We start from the raw sequence: 18655 nt of genomic DNA, 5'->3' as shown, positions 1-18655 counted from the left end.
CCATCATGAAATATAAAATCAATTACCTGACCAAACGCCTACTAGCCGCTCTTGCTTGTCATTTCCCAGGCTTGTAAAGACGCGGTATTAGATGAAAAACCTCTCTCTTTTTTATCGCCCGATATTACTTTGGTGAATAATGCCGGCTTTCAAAGCGCGATAACAGCCTTGCACCAGGGAGCTCGTGAATTAATGGGGACCGACGATTCCAACACCTACTGGTCGCTGTATTTAGCAACCGACATTGGCTCCATCGGCGTTCGGGATGTTCTCTTGCGGGATTATAATACCCAACTGACACCTACCTATACGGCGGTTAACTGGTTTTGGGAGTGGGCTTATCTGACTATGCTTCCTCGTGCAAACCAGATTATCGACTACGCCCAGCGCCCAACGGCTGTCTGGAAAAGTGACGCTGAAAAAAATGCGGTGTTGGCCGAAGCCCGTTTTTTCCGGGCCTATACCTTTAACATACTCTCCAATTTATACGGAGACGTGCCAATCGTCGACAAAGTAGCGACAGAACCTAAAGTTGACTACAAACGAAATCCACGCAAAGAGGTGCTGGAATTTGCGAAGGCTGATCTGGAGTATGCCTCTCAATGGTTGCCCCTCACCGAACCACAAGGAGGGCGTATTGTCAAAAATGCGGCCGACCATCTGCTAACGGAAGTGAATATCAGTCTGGGGAACTACGACAAAGCCATTGAAACGGCGACAAATGTGATCACATCGGGTCGTAATCAGTTAATGACCAGCCGATTTGGAACGACAAAAGCTCAGGCTGGCGATGTCTTCTCGGATTTATTCCGGGACGGTAATATCAACCGGTCAGGTGGCAATCTGGAAACCTTATGGGCAATTCAGTATGAATATCAGACGCCCGGCGGAGTTAGTTCGACGGGTATTGGAAAGCCCTGGCTTCGTTGTTGGGGCGCCCGCTATTTCGATGCCCGTGATCCAGATAATGCATCGGGTATGTTGCTTGCCGATAGTCTGGGTCGTGGCGTAAGCTGGATGCGCCCCAACAACCACACCCTTTATGAAATCTGGCAGGAAGACCCGAACGATATGCGAAACTCAGTCTATAATATTCGCCGGAAGTGGTATTACAATAATCCAGCGTCCAAGTACTACGGAAAAGAAGTGAAATTCCACGCTTATCTGGATACGCTCTACCATGTCTATCCTATATTCCGGAAAATAGAAGGTTTATCACTGGCTGGGGCAGCCAATGGTCGTACATTCAGTGACTGGCCCATGATGCGACTGGCCGAAACGTACCTGCTACGTGCCGAAGCCTATATCCTGAAAGGCGACAAGCAAAAGGCCGCCGACGATATTAATGTTATCCGACAACGCGCCAATGCCAAGCTAGTTTCGGCAGCTCAAGTCGATATGGACTATCTCCTGGACGAGCGTTTACGGGAGCTACTTATCGAAGAACCTCGGCGTCTGACGTTGAATCGTATGGGCAAAACAGTGGATCGAATTCGTAAATACAACGGCTTTGCAGCAACCGTTAGCTCGATTCAGGATAGGAATACATTATACCCCATTCCCCAGAAATTCATTGACGCCAATTTTGGATTTAAAATCACTCAAAATCCAGGGTATTAAGAAAACTGTCTTCGCCATTTTCAAGGTTTCTGCTGGTTGCATAAGCTATACGTATATGGGTAGCGTTATCGAATTTGCATTGATAACGCTACTTGAACTTCCATCTATAACAACGACTTCCTCAATTATTAATCTGGTGGAGAGATGATAAAAAAACTGGCACTATTTCTGGCACTTTGGGTTTTCTCATGTTCCCCAAAGGCGAATCTGCCACGTTCGATTTTACCTGTCAACTATTGGAAGGTTATCGTCTGTCAAGATTCAGCGTTGCCTTTACAGACGGCAAGTCAGAATCTAAAACATAGTCTGGAACGATTAGGAACATATTCGATTTCCATTCAGTCGTTGGTATCAGGAGTGCAAAAACCCAGGCTTGGCAGCATGCTGATCGGAACGCCATCGACTCTTCCAATCCTGGCCAGCTGGATTCAGAGCGGACGTATCAACGCTATCACCGAATCGTCGACCGTCGACAATTACGAAATTGCAGTGGTTGATGGTTCCGTGGCTATCGTTGGTAGCAATCCGCGAGCGGCTCTGTATGCAACCTATAAACTGGAAGATGTACTGCACCAATTTGGTGGTATTCCGGTCAATTTCCGTGAGTCGGCGAAACCGGTCCTGGGTTTGCGTATGTTACACCCACGCGCCAGGGGCGGATTTACTAATTACAAATCCACTGATTTTGAGTTCATTGCCCGAACAGGTGGCAATTTGGCGCTTCTCCAGCATGACTGGATGAAGGAAAAAACGTTGTTCAGTTTTGTGGAATGCCCTGAATTTCCCAACGTTACACCCGCCAGTGAACTCAAAACCAATCGGGAACAGCTTCGCCAATATCTGGACTGGTGTCGGCAATACGGATTAGGCGCGGGGTTGTGGCTTTGCGAGGTGGTTTGCCAGGGTGGCCCTTGGGTAGCAACTGAAAAACGAGCCGCTTTCCTGGATCTTTTTCCGGCAGAAGTTTTGTCGGAATCGGGTTCACACCAGGGCAAAGTGCTTTGTATGGCCCATCCGAAGGTTGAGCAGGCTTACCGGAAAATGGTTCGCCAGCTACTCACCGATTTTCCAGAATTGCAATTGTTTCTAACGTTTACGCTTGATTCGAATGGTGAACTCTGCGATCCAGCGAGTTGCGAACGACACCGTGGCGTCAGCAAACTCACGCAGTATAACCAGTTCCAACGGCTATTGCTCGACGAAACCCGCAAACTACGGCCTGATTTTCAGGTCATTTCGGTTGTATGGTCGTGGAAATTCCGGAAAGAATCCGACTTCCTGAGTCAGCAGGCTGCATTGCCGCCGGGCACGGGTCTCGCTACGTTGCCCGACGCCGAAGCCTGGTCGTTTGATCGGAAGATCACCAATGCGCTACGAAGTCAGGCGCAGGTAACTCATCAGCATCAGCAGAGCCTAATTGGGTACGACATCTTTCGGTGGGGTGATGACACGATTTTCCCATCTACCGAATTGTATGATTTTCCGTTGGGCGTTGCGGCCAAATTAAGGCGTTGGCAGGCTCTTGGAGTCGATGGTATTTTTGACCAGTGGGGCACCCAGGCCGAATACGTACCTGCCAACGCCATTGCCCTCCGGGAAATGTTCTTCCACCCAGAGCTTACGCAGCCACCATTGGCTACTCAATGGGTTGATCAACTGGCTCTTTCTCAATATGGTAAAGCAGCAGGTCCAATGGTATCGGCTGCCTGGAAGGAAATAGAAACGGCTCAGCAAATCCAGTCGGATTTCACGTATTACTGGCACCAGTTACGCCCCAACTGGGCTAAAGTTTCACTGACAATTCCATTAACAATCGAGGCATTAAGGGTGGTCAATCTGTCGATTTTCAATCAGAAAACCTTAACCGGAATTGATCCGTCCAAACTTGATGGCACTCATGCTTATGGACCAACAAGCGACGATGTCGCAGCGGCTCAGGCGACCGGCATCGAACTTCAGAAAACTGTAGCTCACTTTCAAGCCGCGGCCAATCACCTGAAGGACGCCTTAAACGCAACCCCTACTGACCAGCCAGCTTTCAGCAGCTACTGGCTTCCGGTGAACGATGCAGAGCGCAAGCCAGTAAGCGCGCGACAACAGCTTGAGAAACAATGGATTTCAGTTCGATTACAGGCCGAAGTACAGCGGGAATTAGCCCACTTTTTTACGAGCTACTCACTTGTAAAAAGCTTATCTAAGGAGGACACGTCAGAAAATATCCGGAAGCTGGCGCAGTTGCGCGCGATTCAGACTGAGGCAGCAATCACCTCGCCTATGGTTGCTCAATTTCTGGAGCAAACCGGAACCAAAGGCAGGATTGCTCAACAATTCCGCGATCGCGTGGCGGGTCTTCCGCCACCTTAATGACACATGATGACAACTCGTACATGTTTTATTCTTGCGCTTGTTTCGATAGCGCAATCGGCCTTTTCCCGTCAATTTTATGTAGACAGTCAGCGGGGCAACGATAGTTGGGGAGGAAGTAAAGAGCATCCCTGGCAAAGTTTGGCAGTCGTGCGTAAAGCTACTTTTCTACCGGGAGATCGGCTTTGTTTCCGTCGGGGCAGTCAGTTTATGGGGACGTTGGTATTCACTCATTCGGGTACCACTCAAAAACCCATTGTGCTCACCGCCTATGGAACTGGGCCTGCTCCGCGTTTTAGCAACCCAATTTTCGACTCCGAAAGTCTGGGGCGGGTTCTTCAACTCAAAGGAAGTCATGTGATCGTAGAGCACTTGTATTTTTACGACAACCCTATTCCACCCTCAACACTACATCCAGATGTTCGACACGACTATGTGACGCAAATGGGCGCACTTTTTATTCATAAAGGAGCCAACTCCGTTTGTGTACGTCATTGCGAATTCGCTCACTCCCCTATTGGTATTCGGGTTAGAGGAGCCCACAATCAAATCATTCACAACTACTTACATGACGCCGACAGTATTACGTACCGATGGGGGTCAATCGCGATTGTTGTGGTAGGGCCATACAATGAAATCGCTCATAATAAAGTAGTTAACTATGGCTATTACGGCGGCAAATTTGGGCTGGATGGAGCTGCCGTTGAACTCGATGGCGAAGACAAGCTCTTCAATGCTGACCACACATCGATTCACCACAACTACTCGATCAACACCAAAGGAGGTTTTCTGGAAATAACCGGTCGAACGACCGACGTTACGGTAGCCTATAATGTGAGTGATGACATCGATAAGTTCGTAGGCGTTAACGGGGTTAAGCAGTTACAGATTTATAATAACACGATTGTTCGTACCCGAACGCCCGATTTTTATCAGATTGTCTTCTGGTCACTCAACAAGCAACGCGACGATGAGATGAGTATCACCAATAACATTATCTACCTGAATCCCAGGGTATATGTATACATCACACCGAAGCGGGACTGGGGTATCGGTAATAAGCCACGATCACACAACCTGTATTTCTGTCCAAACGGATCGGCCATAGATCTGCTGGGTGTTTCGCCCGACGAGGGCGCTCAGTTCGCTGATCCCCAGTTTGTTGATCCTAAAAACGGAGATTTCCGGCTTAAGCCCCAAAGTCCTGCCCGATCAGCCGGTATACAGATGCCTACTGACCTAAATCGCGGAAGTACAGTACCCAATCTGGGGGCGCTATAGGTAAATCTATAATCGCAAAGGCGATAATCGTTAATCGAGTAAAATCTATATGAGGAACACGCTCCTTTCTCTTAGTTTGACTTTGTTAGTTTTTACAGCCTGTGGTCAAACGGTATTAACCCACACTGCATCAACCTTTCGGTTTAAGTCGGCTTTTGTTACGTTCAGGGCGAATCGACTTACCATCAGCACGGGCAAGTTAACGCGCCAGTGGGTATGGACAGGTAAGGGACTCGCCACTCATAGCCTTCGACAGGAGCATACACAAAAAGAGTGGTGTAGCCCAACATCGAACCAGGCTGCCGATTGGACACTACCTAATCAGGATATTTTGCCGACCGGAAAGTTGGTTCGGATTACAGCGCGAGAAAGTGATGATGAAGGCTTCACAACGAAGCATCTTGACGTCGTCGCTGAAGTAAATTACCCCTCAACAGGCATCACGCTTCGTTATATCGTTTGGGCGTATCCGGGATTAGATGGACTTCGGACGCAATTATCGGTCAAAACCGACAGGCCAATTTCTGTTAACTCGAACCCTATAAAGGGAATACCAGCCACCAGCCTGTCTGTTCTATCTGCTACACCCGAAAAGGATTCAACTGGAGCACCAGCCAATGTTCTGGATGGCGATGTGAACACTTCCTGGAAAACGGCCGTCGAACCGACTCGCCCCGATCGGCCGAATTTTTTAGTCATTGCCCTAAACAAATCCCAAACGATTACCGGATTAACCCTCACCCAGCCTCAGGACTATCGCAAAGTAGGGTTTGTTCATCATTGCATCGTCTACGCATCGAGCGATACGCTCAACTGGGGTATGCCAATCGGAACGGCAGAGCTGACCCGCGCAGAGTACCCGCAATGGATAGCTGTAACGCCAACAAAAGCACGCTATCTCAAAGTAGTGATGCCTGCTACCAACCGCGTGAATTACCCAGACTGGCAAACCGTAGTCGCCGAACTAACGCTCTACTCTGCTGAATTCCCTTACGTCAAACCGGTTTCTTTACAAGCCGATTTTTTACCACTTCCTTCTTTTTCGTATATGCGTCGTGGCATGGGGTATTACGGGGATACTCAATTCCGAAACTCGCTCGATTTACCTTTTTATAAAGAAGAAACAAAGACAACGGCTGTCAACTCCTCTGAACTGTGGGACTGGAATAATATACTTTCCATCGAATCTCAAACCGAAGGGGTATGCCTGGTCAAGGAATCGCATAAAACGGTGCTCCATCATGGACACGAAACCGGAGAATTTAGTTGTACTAAACAGGGTGTTTCAGTCACGGGTTGGGGGATTTCCACTGATGAGTTGACCGGCGAGTTCAGGGAGTGTTGGGCCAATTGGTGTATTACTTATAGCGGTGGCGAAGATGAGCGCCAACTGGCTGTGAAAACCTTTGATCGAGCCCGCTTCCCGACCCTATTGCCGGGTCATAACGATATTATTGCCGGGAGTTGGGGATATGGCGTATCACCCGAGGCTGGCTGGCGAGAAAAAATGAATGGCGGGCAAGAGAAAAATGTGCTTAAAGCCTTGTCCGTATGCCAGGAATTGGGAATAGAGACGTATTTAATTGATGCAGGTTGGACAGAGGATACGCTCCCAACCACGACCACAAATAAATTCCCCGCTTTCCGCCCCCACCCTGATGCCTATCAACATGGTTGGTCAACAGTTAAGCGATGGGCCGATAGTTTGCACGTAAAACTAGCTTTATGGGCACCCGTCAGCATTCCGGCTGCCGATTTAGAATGGAATCAGCAACAAGTGCCATTTACTAGCTGGAAACTGGATTTTGCAACTCTATCAACGTATCAGGGACGAAAAATCATTGAACAAAAGATTAGGGGGTTCATCAATCAATTTCATCATAAAGTAGGTGCTCAATGGGATTTGACAGAAATTTCTCCTCGCTACGGGTTTTATTGGGCTCGGGAATACGGGGTAATCTGGCTGGAAAACAAAGAGCCGAATCGTCACATCCTGTATACACCCTCCACCACCTTACGAGACGCCTGGGAATTAGCGCAGTATGTCAATACGAATAAGTTTCAGTTGCCAGTTCGGAATGTAAAAACAGTGCCCTCGCCGAGCGACGCTTATTTATATAACCAGCCATATGCAGTGGCCATCGGTCTGGTGGGTATTCCCATGTTTTTCGAAAAGCTTGACGACTATAGCCCCGAAGACAGGCGGGCAATCAAGGGTACACTCGACGATTACAAAGCAGAACGTAGTCTGCTTCACCAAAGCTATTTATTCCCCATTGGTGAACGACCCACCAATGCGTCATTCACCGGATTTCAGGCAGTACATCCAAATGGAAAACAAGGTCATTTCCTGCTATTTAGGGAGTTATATGCCCCTTCGTCAACGCATGAACTAACCATTCGATTTCTGAAAAACAAACGATTGAAATTAACCAACGTACGCACAAAAGAAATCGACTACGCGAACGTAAATGCACAAGGGCAACTCGCCTTCAAGATTAACCATCCTGCTGACTTCGTGTTCTATCGGTATGAAATCGTGCCTTAACAGAGCGTGTTACCAAACCGATCACGACAACACTATGTTGTTTTCAGAATAAGCCGGTAAAAGCAATCCCCTATTCCAGGCATAATTGCCTTTGGAATAGGGGATTATCTAAATAAATTCAGTAGTCCTGAAATAGGGCTTACTTGAGAGAATAGGCTTTTACCGTATTGTGGAAAAAGGTAGGGACAAACAGCATTTTTGTCGCTGGATTATAGCCAATGTCTGCCGAATTGATTTTCTCTTTCGAGGTATCCATTTTTAATTCGGGAGTGCCATCTGCGTGTATATACCAAATCTTTCCACCCCACTCCGTAACCATGTATGTCTTGTTTCCTAAAGCAACAATGCCATCAATACCGCCCATACCCTTGGCTATTGTATTTAGTTGCTTCGTAGCAGGATTCAGGGTCAGTAGTGATCCGTCGCCATTGCCAATCAGCAATTGATTATTTTCAAATAAAAGGCCGTTGGTGCCTTTGAGGGGAGCTCCTTCCAGGACAAGACTAGGTTTCCCTTTAGTGATTGACCAAATTTTGCTGTCATTCGAATCTGTGACATAAATTATACCCTTCTGGGGATCAACGGCAATATCGTTGAGAAATTTAGCCCCTTCAATTGGGTATCGGTTCAGTATTTTGCCCGTAGCCAGTGATATTTCTGCGACCTGAGTCATTTCGGTAACATACAATTTGTCACCCAGTATACCCATACCTTTAGTCGAATTGAGATTTTCGGTAAATTTCAATTGGATTACCTTCCCATTCAGACCCAATTTGGCGATAAAACTGCCTTTGTTTTCCAGCGACGGACCTCCATTGATACAGGCAACGTATAAAACGTTTTTTCCCGGATCAAACAAAACACATTCGGGTGTACGTATCGTTGTATCAGTTTCCCATACGGGTTTTAACTCCACTGTTTGTGCCTGCGTGGCAGAAATGGCACCAGCGGCTAGACTAATGAGGAGGGTAAGGATTGATTTTCTCATGGTGATAGGTTCAGATTAATGACTGAAATCTGGGAAGTAGAACTGGTTTAGAATATCCGGCGAATGTATATAATTTCTGTCAATTATTGCTTGCGCTACAAGGCAATACGCGAGAATCACACGTCAACCCGGCCTAGATTCAGTGTAATTCCCTGTCAGAATAGCAGCTTCATGCAGCAGGCAAAGCCCCTGAAGCTCCTCGTTGACTTCTATTAGCTTTTCTTCTACTTCGGCAAGGCGCGCCCGATGCTCCTCGAGGTGCTCGGTATATCCCTGTGCCTGGGAGTGCTCAATGGTTCGCTTCAAAACCGAATCGGCGAGCCTAAGCATAGACGCTATTTGATTCAGAAGCGCTAAATCGTTAGACCATTTACTTGTCTTCATGCTCAAAGATACAAAATAGGATAGGTCAGAGGTGTCTAACGTTGATGTTTACCTCAGAGGCACAATCACGTCGTAGTTTCTACCGTTTAATTAATTTTCAAAAATAAAATTTAACCTTAAGTTACTATTACGATATATTTTAGTCTAAAAAGAAAATTCAATTTTACTATAATATAATTAATGATACAGGTAAACTACAAAGGCCAGCCTACTATTCAGAGTGTGATTGATATGGCTAAAACTTATGCACAACAGGGCATAAGCCAGGAGGAAGCTATTCGACGCGCTATATTGGCAACAGCACCGCCTGTTGTTATAGCGAAGAGAACATTTCATTGTTAATTTCTCCCGGCTATACTTACTTATTCCAGCTAAATTTCTCCTCCTCGCATCCATAGGTGATTTACTACCGTATATAGGCTAGTAGCGCGATTCATCTATGAAGAAATCACTACTACCGGGTGCCTGGCCGCTGGTTATTGCCATTGGTCTGGTTTTGCTGTATTTGTGCGTGCGATTGCTTTTTTAGGCAAGCGAATTCCCGTATGCTCGCTTTTTGTGACTACCTAAAATTGAGGCAAGTCCAAACAGCATGAGAAAACGAGCAGACTGGCCTGATCCAGGTCCGTGGACACTTTTATTCGCTATTCTAGCCGTTGGGTTGTGGATATTGGCCCAATGGTTATGGCGGTATTGGAATTAACAAGCTATTTCAGGCATACTATCTGCATAGGGCGTTTAGGCCTGTTTAGTAAAAATATGGCTTAAACTAAGCACTCAGTTTAAAGCAGCCAGCGTCCTTTCATGTTGATCCTGGAGTTCTCTTAAGCATCGCTGAAGCCTTCTCTTCTCGTTAATAAGCTCTATATTCAGTTGTAGAGAAGTAGCTAGCTGGTCGGTTAGTTGACAAAATCGTTTTGCATAGGCCAGTTCAATTCGTTTCTCCTGATTACGATATAGCTGCTGCTGGAGAGTATGTTGAAGAATGTGAATCAGATAGCCCACCCAAAAGGCGATTAAGACTGCTAGATAGATCATGGCGTAAGAGCTTTTATAGATTGGCTAATATACGCCCAGAGATTTGTTTACAATTTATCCTTTTAGTAAATATTTAGTGACCCTTTCTAGAATCTCAGTCTAAAGATTAAACCGTACCTCAATAGCTTGTCAGCTTATCTATCATGAATACCCAAAATCTACATTCAGTCATTCTTAATTATATACTCTGCACACTGACTGTCCTCTCGGCTGTTGTTGCCGGCTTGCTTATCGTTCTTTAATAGGCTAACCTCTTTTAGCTACTATCATCGTCTATGGGTCAATAAAGTCTTCTCCAGACTATCCCATAAGATACAGTAAATTGTCTCAGCTCACTAGCAGCCAGACATTTTCGAATAGTCCCATCAATAAAATCCGATTCATAATCCTGCCCCTCGATCCAAGCTAGTTGCACTGCTTGAGCGGATTATAATAGGCGTTCTTCATGTCAAAGCACAATAGCTAAGATTTCGGAAGGTAAATCAGGGCATTCGCTTGAGAAAAACAGGGATTCCGCTTCTTCAATTTGACCAGCCGAAAAAAAGTAGAGAAGTTAGCACAGCGTCTGACGAATGGGTAGAAATTTCTTCTCACTCCTAGCTCATGCGGCCACACTGTTCGATTTATCTCTAAAAGAATGCAGCACTTTCTCATGGATAGTAAGCTAGCCAAACAACCTCCATTTGTAGTAACCTTGCTTGCGGCCTGCTCCTTTTTTCTAGCGCTCAGCAGCATTACTCTGGGTATTATTGAGCTACTCCAAAACGGCTTAGAGGGAGTTTGGTTTGTAAGCCTGGGTGTTCTGCTGCATGTCGTTGCCGTTTGGATGGCTCTAGTAGCCGAAAGGACACAACAGAGCGATTTGCGATACAAATTACGGTTTCACGATTCTATTAATTCTAAGTAGTAAGTTATGGTTTACTGCCGGGAAATATATTTTGAGAGTTACCCTCCATCAATTGAAAAAATAGTTGAGCGGGTAGGCCAACGAACAGGCATAAAGGTAACTTACCTGGCCGATAAGTGGCTCCTAACGAATCCGGCCAACATAGCCGATTTTTTTAGCCTCTATCCAGATGAAGCCAACACCATTACCTTACTTAATGAAGGGGAAGTGACCGATTTATTAAGGGCTACTTTATATACCCTGCTAGAAATGGGTGGTTATTATTCAGAGTGGACTTGTTGACACGCTTCAGTTGAAGCGTTCAGCCCTTTAAGGTAATAGAGAGATCGCCAGATCAAGCTGCCTTTTGAATCGATCAAACGCTTGTTCATAATCAGCTTCTGCCAGAGATGATGGCTTTTCTTTGCGGATGTTGGCGTAATATAGCTGCATAGCTCTGAAATCAGCCTTACTGTAATAAACCAATAAATTCCAGGCTATCAGGTAGTGTGGGTTGTTCTCATCAATCTGCCGCAGCTTATCTACTAGCTTTTGAAGTTGAGCGTAGGCCTTTGCCAGCTCGGTCAGTCCTTTCTGGTTGCTCATATGCTGGATTTTTGCATTGAGCTGCCGAATCTCTTCAGTTAACGCTATAGTCATATTGCCTACCGTTGAGTCTAAGAAATCATTTAAACTACGATTGGCGATGATGCTTGGATTTATGCTTACTATACTATTATCAATCTTGGGGCGCTAGCTGAGTTATGGCAATGGCTTAGTTTTTGCTGATGCTGAGTTTTACGCCATACCTATGCCAACTCATCCCTACCAGTTTCTTAATCGACGAGGAGAAAATAGCCTGAACTATCGACGACGTTTAATGGGCTTTGCCATTTCATATCGCATCTCCAAACCAAGTCATTACCAGCATGTGGCCGAGCAGATTGTAGCCCTTGATTTAGTGAAGGAGTTCGACCAGTTTACCCCGATTCTGGATATTAACCAATGGATTAAATAAGTAATTCATTGGCCTATATCATACCAATAACGGTTTTTAATGGGGTAAATTGACCGTGATAGAAACGGGAAAAAGACGGTCTGTAATTGGGGGTTTTTCCCCTATCCCAGCACGGTAAAGATCACGATTATTGGCACACACTCTTTATGGCTTATTAATAGCAAGCAGGCGCCTGCCCTATTACTAAGCTCACCTGCGAGAGACTTGATCTCTCGGCCGATTGTTTCTATGATCTATTATTTAAAGCATCAACCTGAAAATGACTCTGATTTACTGGCTTGGCCTCCACTTCGAGTTTATACCAACGATACAGGAGTACAATGGTTGAACGTAGTTGATTTAGTGTATTTGGAAGGCGAAATCAATTACACCTGGTTACACTGGACTGATGGCAGGCGTCTATTGATGCCTTACACACTTAAACGGCTGGCATCTAAATTACCGCCAGCTTGGTTTCTTCGTTTACACCGCCATTATATGGTTAACCTCCGGTTTATTGAGAAAGTAGAATTAAAGTCAAATAAGCCAGAGGTTCATTTACTCACTGGGGTGTATTTGCCCATCTCCCGTCGTCGCTGGGTTGAACTTCGTAAGCAATTCGTTTTTCAGTAACTTGATTACGAGAAATAGCTAGGTGAACCTCACGAAATAATAACACACGTAGACGGCCCATCAACTGACTTTTCACGATTGAGTCAGTTGATGGGCCGTAGAGACTGGTCTGGTTATAAGCCTGAGGCCGACATCCAAATCGGTGGATTCGGCTCAAGGAAGCAGGAACTTCGGCAATTGCCGAGCTATTCAGGAAGCTAAAACCTGATTATTGCTAACGGACAGTGCCCTTCCATAACTGGGCTTGGTTGAGTTTGGATACTTGACCTGCGTAGCATTGTAAACGGTCAGTAAGGGGACAATTTCAGGCCAGAAGTCACACAAAAACCAGTGCAAATTCATCGCAGTGTAGTTCACATTTTTAAATTCTCTTAAAAGAACAGCCCCTGTTTTAAGTTTATCCGTTTCAAGAACAAATTTGAGGGTAAAGTGAATAGCCACCAGTTCAGAACGACTAAACTCATTGCCCCACTGACGGGGCAGAATACCAGGGAAATCTACTTCGGTAGCCACCAGCGTTTTAATGTACTCTTTGAGCAGATTGGTGTTTGCTTGAGTGTTCATGATGGTAGAGTTTTATTGACTACATAAACGATGAAATTCTGATTGTTCTTTGTAGATGTGCCTACGAAATCTGTACGATTTTTTTGTTTAATTGGATTTATTTGGCATTATATTTTCAACAAATATCATTCCAACTTCTGTTGAAAATGCACGTTGTTAGCCAAAAATGGACAGATCAGGCTGGGCCGTCGCTACGGTTAAAAAGAATATAGACTTTTATATAGGCTTATTGAAAATTACTTGCCCTCAGGCAACTATTTGTGTAGCTTACAAAGACAGATATATTGCGTCTATCAACCGTACAACATTCCTTTTTTACCAGCTCTATTTCTTTTACCATGACTTGCCAGACCTGCGGCCATCATAATCAGGAAAAATTTTGCCCCAACTGTGGCGAAAAACGCTTCGATCCGCATAGTTTGACCCTCAGCCATGTCGCCGAGGAAATAGTTGAGAGCTTTACCCATGCCGATCACACCTTATTGCGCACCTTAAATACACTGCTATTTAAGCCAGGTTATCTTAGCGTCGAGTATGTAGCAGGCCGTCGAGTACGCTACATGAAACCTCTTGGTTTGTTTTTGGTCATTAACCTGGTCTTCTTTCTACTTGTTACTTATAATGCGTTTAATCAGCCACTGAGCAGCTTCCTGAATTACGATAACTATACTGCTTTTGGCACTAAAGAGGCTGTGGCCCATAAACTAAAGGAATCAGGGCAAACGCTAGCGGCTTACCAGATCGTGTTCGATGCATCCATGAAAGCTAGCTCAAAGAGTTATCTTATCGTTCTCATTCCTGTTTATGCGTTAATTTTTTCGCTGCTTATGTGGTCTGCTCATCGAACATTTATTGAGCATCTGGTCTTCGCAGCGCACTTCTTGAGTTTTGTCTTACTTTATTTTTTAGTACAGCAGTTTCTGATTGTCCTGCCTTTTATCTGGCTATTTGGTCAGGAGCAGTGGGCTGCCCGCGGTGATTTAATTTGGAGCCTCCTGAGTCTGATTTTAGTAGGTCTTTATCAGGCTAAAGCGTTCAGTCGGTTTTATCAGGTCGATAGACGTTGGTCGGTCTTAGCAGCCTTGTTAAGTACTGTGTTGTTTGCAGGTGTGGTCATGGCTTACCGGCTGCTCCTATTTTACAAAATAGTATACCTAAGCCATTAGAAAAAGTAAATGACAGGATATAACCCATTGCCAACAATCCGACCGGGTTGTGTGTTGAGCAGTGAAGGCCAATATGAATGAGCCTGTTTTAGAGTATGGAAAACCAATCGATTAAAGCAAAAATTCTAGCCGATTATCAAACCCTATTGGCGTTAAAGTTTGATAGTCCCGAACTGATCAAAGACAAGCTCAAATTAATCAGCGAGCATGTTGACCAACTCAGTAGCTCTACGCCTGAAGACAACCTGACGTATGAAAATGCAGCAAACCTTCTTAAATCGGCCAGCACAACCGAGTATACCGCTTTTCGTGATGCTATGAGTGACGATGAAAAAGAGCAGGCCTTGGTTCAGCTTAAGCATAAAGTGGCAGAGGCTTGCCAGCTAGTAACTATTCACGGGTAGCAACGGTCAAAATCCACCCGCGCAGGCAGCTATGACTATACGGGTAAATACACGCTGAAGGTAGCGCCCTGATTTGGGCTGCTACTGGCAGTAATCGCTCCACCGTGATTGGCCACCACACGTTCACAAATCGCTAAACCAATTCCCGTTCCGGCAAACTCAGTCTTTCCATGCAGGCGTTGGAAGACCTGGAATATGCGGTCCAGATATTTCTCATCAAAGCCAATACCGTTGTCCACTATATCAATCCGATAATACGCTTTGGCAGCCCTGGCAGGTTTAACCGAAGGTGGTAACTCTGTAGCCAGTATCGCATGGCACGTAATCTGAATCACCGGCAGTAGAATGGGTTGCCGAAATTTCAAGGCATTACTAAGTAAATTTTGGAAAAGCTGGTCCAGCTGGGAAGCATTCCCCAAAAGAGTCGGTAAAGGTTCAATGGTAACCTCCGCCTGCGTTTCAGCAATCGTCAGCTCCAGAGTCGTCAATACCCGTTCAACCACCTCCTGAAGGGATACAAACCTATTTGTACTAATGTCACGCTGGGTAGAGATGCGCGAAAAGTCGAGTAGGTCCCGAATCAGGGTAGCCATTCGATTGGCGGCTGACTGCATCCGTTCAATGTACATTAACTCCTCTCCTGATAACGTCCGTTGGCGGGCTCGCAACAAGTCCCCAAACTGCTGAATCTTACGCAGCGGCTCCTGCAAATCATGAGAGGCTACGTACGCAAACTTTTGCAGATTATCATTGGACCGATTCAGGAGTAAATTCGCTTCTTCTAACTCCTCATTGATAGCTGCATATTCCTCATTATTAGCAGCTAGCTCTTCATTTCCAGCGGCTAATTCTTCATTGGCCGTTTCCAGTTCTTCGGTGCGAAGCTGTACTTCGTTTTCGAGCGCCAGTTGAAGTTCCCGCTGAATGGTAATATCCTGAGCGGTCCCATTCAGCCGCACAGCTTTTCCGCTTTCATCAAAGATGGCTTTGCCCTGAGCATGCAGGATTCGCTTTGCTCCTGTTCTGGGATGAATAATGGTATAAATTTCATCGTAAATCCCGTTAGATTCTGGCGTCAAGGCCCAGGCTATTGCTCTGGCAACCCGTTCTAGATCTTCAGTCTGAAGAATCGGCCCTACCTGCTCGTAAGACTGCTGTCGAGGGTCATATCCGAACCAGTCCATCATCCGGTCAGAATACGTAAGCTGGTCAGTAGCCACATCGATGCTCCAGGTGCCTAACTGGGCTAATTCGATTGCCCCCCGAAGACCTGCTTCGGCTTCTTCCAGTTTTTGGTGAGCTATAACCTGGGGAGTTACGTCTATAGTTGTACAAATAACCCCATAGACATTTTCATCCTTACCAAACAAAGGCTTGAATGCATAATCATAAAAACCCCAGTACGATTCGCCGTTCCTGATCAGTTCTATACGTTCAGCCCATGCCACATACGTCTCACCGTTAGCCAATACCTGGCGGTACTTGTCCAGAAGTTGAGTTCGCTTCAGTTCGGGAATAGTTTCCATTATCGGTCTCCCAATGATTGAGGCATCGCGTCCAAAGATCTCAAGCATCTTTTCATTGGCTTCCCGCAGAACCATATCCTGTCCAATATACACCAGTTTGGCGACGGGTGAGTTGTAAAACACAGTACGTGAAAAGCGCTCACTTTCTTCAATCGCCTGGCGGGCCAGTACTTGCTCCGTGACATCTACAGCCATATTCAAAATGGCATAGACCTGCCCCTCTTCATCGAAAACGGGTTGGTAAGTGAAATTAAAATAAAAGGTACGCGGCTGACCATTGATCACTAACTCACAACGATCGGCGGTAGCCTGATACGGCTTCCCGGTAGTATATACCTCATCCAGAATCTTAATGAAGGGTTGATCCTCGAGTTCGGGTAACACTTCGGCAAAGGCCTTGCCAAACACAGTATGACCCTTACCCCAAAACTGAAGCATTGGCTCATTGGCCAGCTCAATAATAAGCTTGCGGCCTATGAGTAGACCAGTAGCCACTGGAGCCTGTTCGATCAGGGAACGAAAACGGGCTTCGCTTTGCATGAGTGCTTCCCGACCCGAAACAAGCTCCTCAATGTCCACACAATAGCCAGCATAGCCCGCATAACTACCATCTTCCTGGTAATACGGATCACCAGCCGCCCGACACCAGACTAGTTGGCCATCCCCTTTTTTAAGCCTAAACTGAACATCATAATGGGTACGGGTAGCAATGGCTTCCCCAAAAGCAGCTATACTCCGCTGCCGGTCAGCTTCAATAATAGCATTGGACCAGCCTCCTCTCAAGAGGTCTTCGTAGGCTATGCCTGTCCAGTCGACCAGCGTTTTATTCAGATACGTAAGGCCACCGGTCTGGTCGGAGAGCCACAGACCCGTTGGCGAGCTATTCGTCACGTTTCGGAATAAGGCATCGCTTTGGCGCTGAACCTGGGCAACCTGCTCTTCGGCCTTCTGTAAAGCCTGCCGCTGATTTTCGGCCTCGGTAATGTCTTTGACCGTACCGGAGAACGTTATGGGTTGACCTTCTTCATCGTATATAAAACCGCCCGCCACGTTAATGGAGTGGATTGAGCCATCGATCCAGATTACCCGTGTTTTGTACTCAAGTTCGCCCGCTTTCAGTCCGGCATTCGTGGCGGCTTCCCGTAGTAGCCGATCGTCAGGATGAATGTACTTGACAAAGTCATGCCGAGTCAATGCTTTTTTAGTCGAATCGCCACTAACAATAGCAGCATAAGCAGGCGTGTAGTCGATCTGTTCGGTGGCCAAATCCACCTGAAACAGGCCAATTCCTGAGCTTTTAATAGCTAAGTCGGCCAGTTTCTGGGCTTTTTTCTCTTTGGTGATGTCCTGTAAAGTACCATTGAATCGATAAGCAGTCTGCTCATCTGTAAACGAGGCCCGACCTTTTGCTCTAACAATCGTTTCCTGCCGGGTTACTGGATGTACGATCGTATACTCCACCTCATAATAGCCACCAGAGTCATACGTTAAGGCCCGCTGAATCGCATCGCTCACGCGTTGTCTATCGTTGTGGGCAATGACATTGATCGCTAGCGGCAGTTCTACTTCATCTTCGGGAAGTAAGCCAAACCACTCTTTCAAGCGAGCGTTGGCCCTAAACTTATTCGTGACCGGGTTTAAGTCCCAGGTACCTAACTCCGCAGCGTCAATGGCAAATGTCAATTGATCTTTGTTTTCCTGAAGCTGTTCCAGATTTTTTACTTTTTCTGTGGTTTCAGTACAGGTAACAAATACGCCAGCCGAACTTCCAGATTCATCAATGACTGGACTGTAACTAAAGGTCCAATACACATCCTCCATCTGGCCATTGCGGTAAATCGGCAGCAACTGGTCTTCGTTCCAGGTCGCCCCCTGATCCAACAGAACCTGATCAATCAAGGGCTTGATAAACTCCCAGATTTCCGGCCATACTTCGGCACCAGGTCTGCCCAGGGCTTGCGGGTGCTTGCCTTCATTGCCCAGACTTGGCCGATAGGCATCATTATAGAAGCAAAGATGCGTTGGCCCCCAAAACAGAAACATGGGAAACCTGGAGTTAAGAAGGATACTCAGGGTAGTACGCAGGCTTTGGGGCCACTGGTCCGGTGTCCCTAGCGATGTGTTTGCCCAGTTATACTGGCGGGTGAGTGCCCCCATTTCTCCCCCTCCTTTTAAAAAGGGGTATTGATTATTGGTAGCTGTCGTATCCAAGATAAAAAGAGTTCGCCTTGCAGAACGTTAATCAGTGGGGCAGGA

At 46.2% G+C, this 18655-nt stretch carries 16 protein-coding genes; 10 read left to right on the top strand and 6 right to left on the bottom strand.

What is annotated here, in order from left to right; genetic code table 11:
• The first annotated feature begins 51 nt into the window (after positions 1-51).
• From GO755_RS00720 to GO755_RS00705, 4 genes are all read left to right on the top strand, one after another.
• Positions 52-1620 carry a RagB/SusD family nutrient uptake outer membrane protein gene (locus GO755_RS00720; protein WP_157582654.1) on the top strand — a complete coding sequence of 523 codons (1569 nt, stop codon included), beginning with the start codon at positions 52-54 and terminating at the stop codon, positions 1618-1620.
• 144 nt (positions 1621-1764) lie between these two features.
• Positions 1765-3984: a beta-N-acetylhexosaminidase family protein gene (locus GO755_RS00715; RefSeq protein ID WP_157582653.1), complete on the top strand. Its 2220-nt coding sequence runs from the start codon at positions 1765-1767 to the stop codon at positions 3982-3984.
• A gap of 6 nt (positions 3985-3990) precedes the next feature.
• The gene (locus GO755_RS00710) at positions 3991-5265 is read left to right on the top strand and encodes a chondroitinase-B domain-containing protein (protein WP_157582652.1); all 1275 of its coding nucleotides are present in this window, start codon (positions 3991-3993) and stop codon (positions 5263-5265) included.
• A gap of 76 nt (positions 5266-5341) precedes the next feature.
• Positions 5342-7813, top strand: a complete 2472-nt coding sequence (locus GO755_RS00705; protein ID WP_198174719.1) for a discoidin domain-containing protein — start codon at positions 5342-5344, stop codon at positions 7811-7813.
• A 139-nt stretch (positions 7814-7952) separates the two neighbouring features.
• Here GO755_RS00705 and GO755_RS00700 read toward each other — a convergent pair whose 3' ends face one another.
• The 3 genes from GO755_RS00700 to GO755_RS00690 form a co-directional block, all read right to left on the bottom strand.
• Positions 7953-8801 carry an SMP-30/gluconolactonase/LRE family protein gene (locus GO755_RS00700; RefSeq protein WP_157582650.1) on the bottom strand — a complete coding sequence of 283 codons (849 nt, stop codon included), beginning with the start codon at positions 8799-8801 and terminating at the stop codon, positions 7953-7955.
• 123 nt (positions 8802-8924) lie between these two features.
• A complete protein-coding gene (locus GO755_RS00695; RefSeq protein WP_157582649.1) occupies positions 8925-9185 on the bottom strand; it encodes a hypothetical protein in 261 nt (86 codons plus the stop codon).
• Between the two features lie 777 nt (positions 9186-9962).
• Complete coding sequence (locus tag GO755_RS00690; RefSeq protein ID WP_157582648.1) at positions 9963-10223, bottom strand: hypothetical protein; 261 nt, start codon at positions 10221-10223, stop codon at positions 9963-9965.
• A 637-nt stretch (positions 10224-10860) separates the two neighbouring features.
• Between GO755_RS00690 and GO755_RS00685 the strand changes: the two genes are divergently transcribed.
• Both GO755_RS00685 and GO755_RS00680 read left to right on the top strand, forming a co-directional pair.
• Entirely contained in the window at positions 10861-11130 is a 270-nt protein-coding gene (locus GO755_RS00685; protein WP_157582647.1) for a hypothetical protein, read from the top strand.
• A 6-nt stretch (positions 11131-11136) separates the two neighbouring features.
• Positions 11137-11412, top strand: a complete 276-nt coding sequence (locus GO755_RS00680) for a hypothetical protein (RefSeq protein ID WP_157582646.1) — start codon at positions 11137-11139, stop codon at positions 11410-11412.
• A 27-nt stretch (positions 11413-11439) separates the two neighbouring features.
• On the opposite strand, the gene GO755_RS00675 is transcribed toward GO755_RS00680, so the two are convergent.
• Complete coding sequence (locus GO755_RS00675) at positions 11440-11769, bottom strand: hypothetical protein (protein WP_157582645.1); 330 nt, start codon at positions 11767-11769, stop codon at positions 11440-11442.
• A 151-nt stretch (positions 11770-11920) separates the two neighbouring features.
• Between GO755_RS00675 and GO755_RS00670 the strand changes: the two genes are divergently transcribed.
• Positions 11921-12127: a hypothetical protein gene (locus tag GO755_RS00670; RefSeq protein ID WP_157582644.1), complete on the top strand. Its 207-nt coding sequence runs from the start codon at positions 11921-11923 to the stop codon at positions 12125-12127.
• A 228-nt stretch (positions 12128-12355) separates the two neighbouring features.
• A complete protein-coding gene (locus tag GO755_RS00665; RefSeq protein ID WP_157582643.1) occupies positions 12356-12739 on the top strand; it encodes a LytR/AlgR family response regulator transcription factor in 384 nt (127 codons plus the stop codon).
• A gap of 189 nt (positions 12740-12928) precedes the next feature.
• On the opposite strand, the gene GO755_RS00660 is transcribed toward GO755_RS00665, so the two are convergent.
• Complete coding sequence (locus GO755_RS00660; protein ID WP_157582642.1) at positions 12929-13303, bottom strand: hypothetical protein; 375 nt, start codon at positions 13301-13303, stop codon at positions 12929-12931.
• Between the two features lie 338 nt (positions 13304-13641).
• Between GO755_RS00660 and GO755_RS00655 the strand changes: the two genes are divergently transcribed.
• On the top strand, positions 13642-14469 hold the full coding sequence (locus GO755_RS00655; RefSeq protein ID WP_157582641.1) for a DUF3667 domain-containing protein: 828 nt from the start codon (positions 13642-13644) through the stop codon (positions 14467-14469).
• A 95-nt stretch (positions 14470-14564) separates the two neighbouring features.
• Positions 14565-14873 carry a hypothetical protein gene (locus GO755_RS00650; RefSeq protein ID WP_157582640.1) on the top strand — a complete coding sequence of 103 codons (309 nt, stop codon included), beginning with the start codon at positions 14565-14567 and terminating at the stop codon, positions 14871-14873.
• Between the two features lie 35 nt (positions 14874-14908).
• Here the strand turns inward: GO755_RS00650 and GO755_RS41305 are convergent, their stop codons facing one another.
• Positions 14909-18610: a PAS domain S-box protein gene (locus tag GO755_RS41305; RefSeq protein WP_157582639.1), complete on the bottom strand. Its 3702-nt coding sequence runs from the start codon at positions 18608-18610 to the stop codon at positions 14909-14911.
• Between the last annotated feature and the right edge of the window lie 45 nt (positions 18611-18655).

This window comes from Spirosoma arboris, assembly GCF_009754945.1.
GTDB lineage: Bacteria > Bacteroidota > Bacteroidia > Cytophagales > Spirosomataceae > Spirosoma > Spirosoma arboris.
The sequence above is the reverse complement of the archived record's forward strand: the minus strand, read 5'-3'. Positions and strand labels throughout refer to the sequence as shown.

Excerpts from the sequence above, each read along its gene's own strand:
- GO755_RS00680 (WP_157582646.1), top strand. The coding sequence starts at position 11,137 with ATGGTTTACTGCCGGGAAATATATTTTGAGAGTTACCCTCCATCAATT.
- GO755_RS00675 (WP_157582645.1), bottom strand. The coding sequence starts at position 11,769 with ATGACTATAGCGTTAACTGAAGAGATTCGGCAGCTCAATGCAAAAATC.
- GO755_RS00650 (WP_157582640.1), top strand. The coding sequence starts at position 14,565 with ATGGAAAACCAATCGATTAAAGCAAAAATTCTAGCCGATTATCAAACC.
- GO755_RS00655 (WP_157582641.1), top strand. The coding sequence starts at position 13,642 with ATGACTTGCCAGACCTGCGGCCATCATAATCAGGAAAAATTTTGCCCC.
- GO755_RS00665 (WP_157582643.1), top strand. The coding sequence starts at position 12,356 with ATGATCTATTATTTAAAGCATCAACCTGAAAATGACTCTGATTTACTG.
- GO755_RS00690 (WP_157582648.1), bottom strand. The coding sequence starts at position 10,223 with ATGATCTATCTAGCAGTCTTAATCGCCTTTTGGGTGGGCTATCTGATT.
- GO755_RS00660 (WP_157582642.1), bottom strand. The coding sequence starts at position 13,303 with ATGAACACTCAAGCAAACACCAATCTGCTCAAAGAGTACATTAAAACG.
- GO755_RS00695 (WP_157582649.1), bottom strand. The coding sequence starts at position 9,185 with ATGAAGACAAGTAAATGGTCTAACGATTTAGCGCTTCTGAATCAAATA.
- GO755_RS00670 (WP_157582644.1), top strand. The coding sequence starts at position 11,921 with ATGCCAACTCATCCCTACCAGTTTCTTAATCGACGAGGAGAAAATAGC.
- GO755_RS00685 (WP_157582647.1), top strand. The coding sequence starts at position 10,861 with ATGCAGCACTTTCTCATGGATAGTAAGCTAGCCAAACAACCTCCATTT.
- GO755_RS00700 (WP_157582650.1), bottom strand. The coding sequence starts at position 8,801 with ATGAGAAAATCAATCCTTACCCTCCTCATTAGTCTAGCCGCTGGTGCC.
- GO755_RS00715 (WP_157582653.1), top strand. The coding sequence starts at position 1,765 with ATGATAAAAAAACTGGCACTATTTCTGGCACTTTGGGTTTTCTCATGT.
- GO755_RS00710 (WP_157582652.1), top strand. The coding sequence starts at position 3,991 with ATGATGACAACTCGTACATGTTTTATTCTTGCGCTTGTTTCGATAGCG.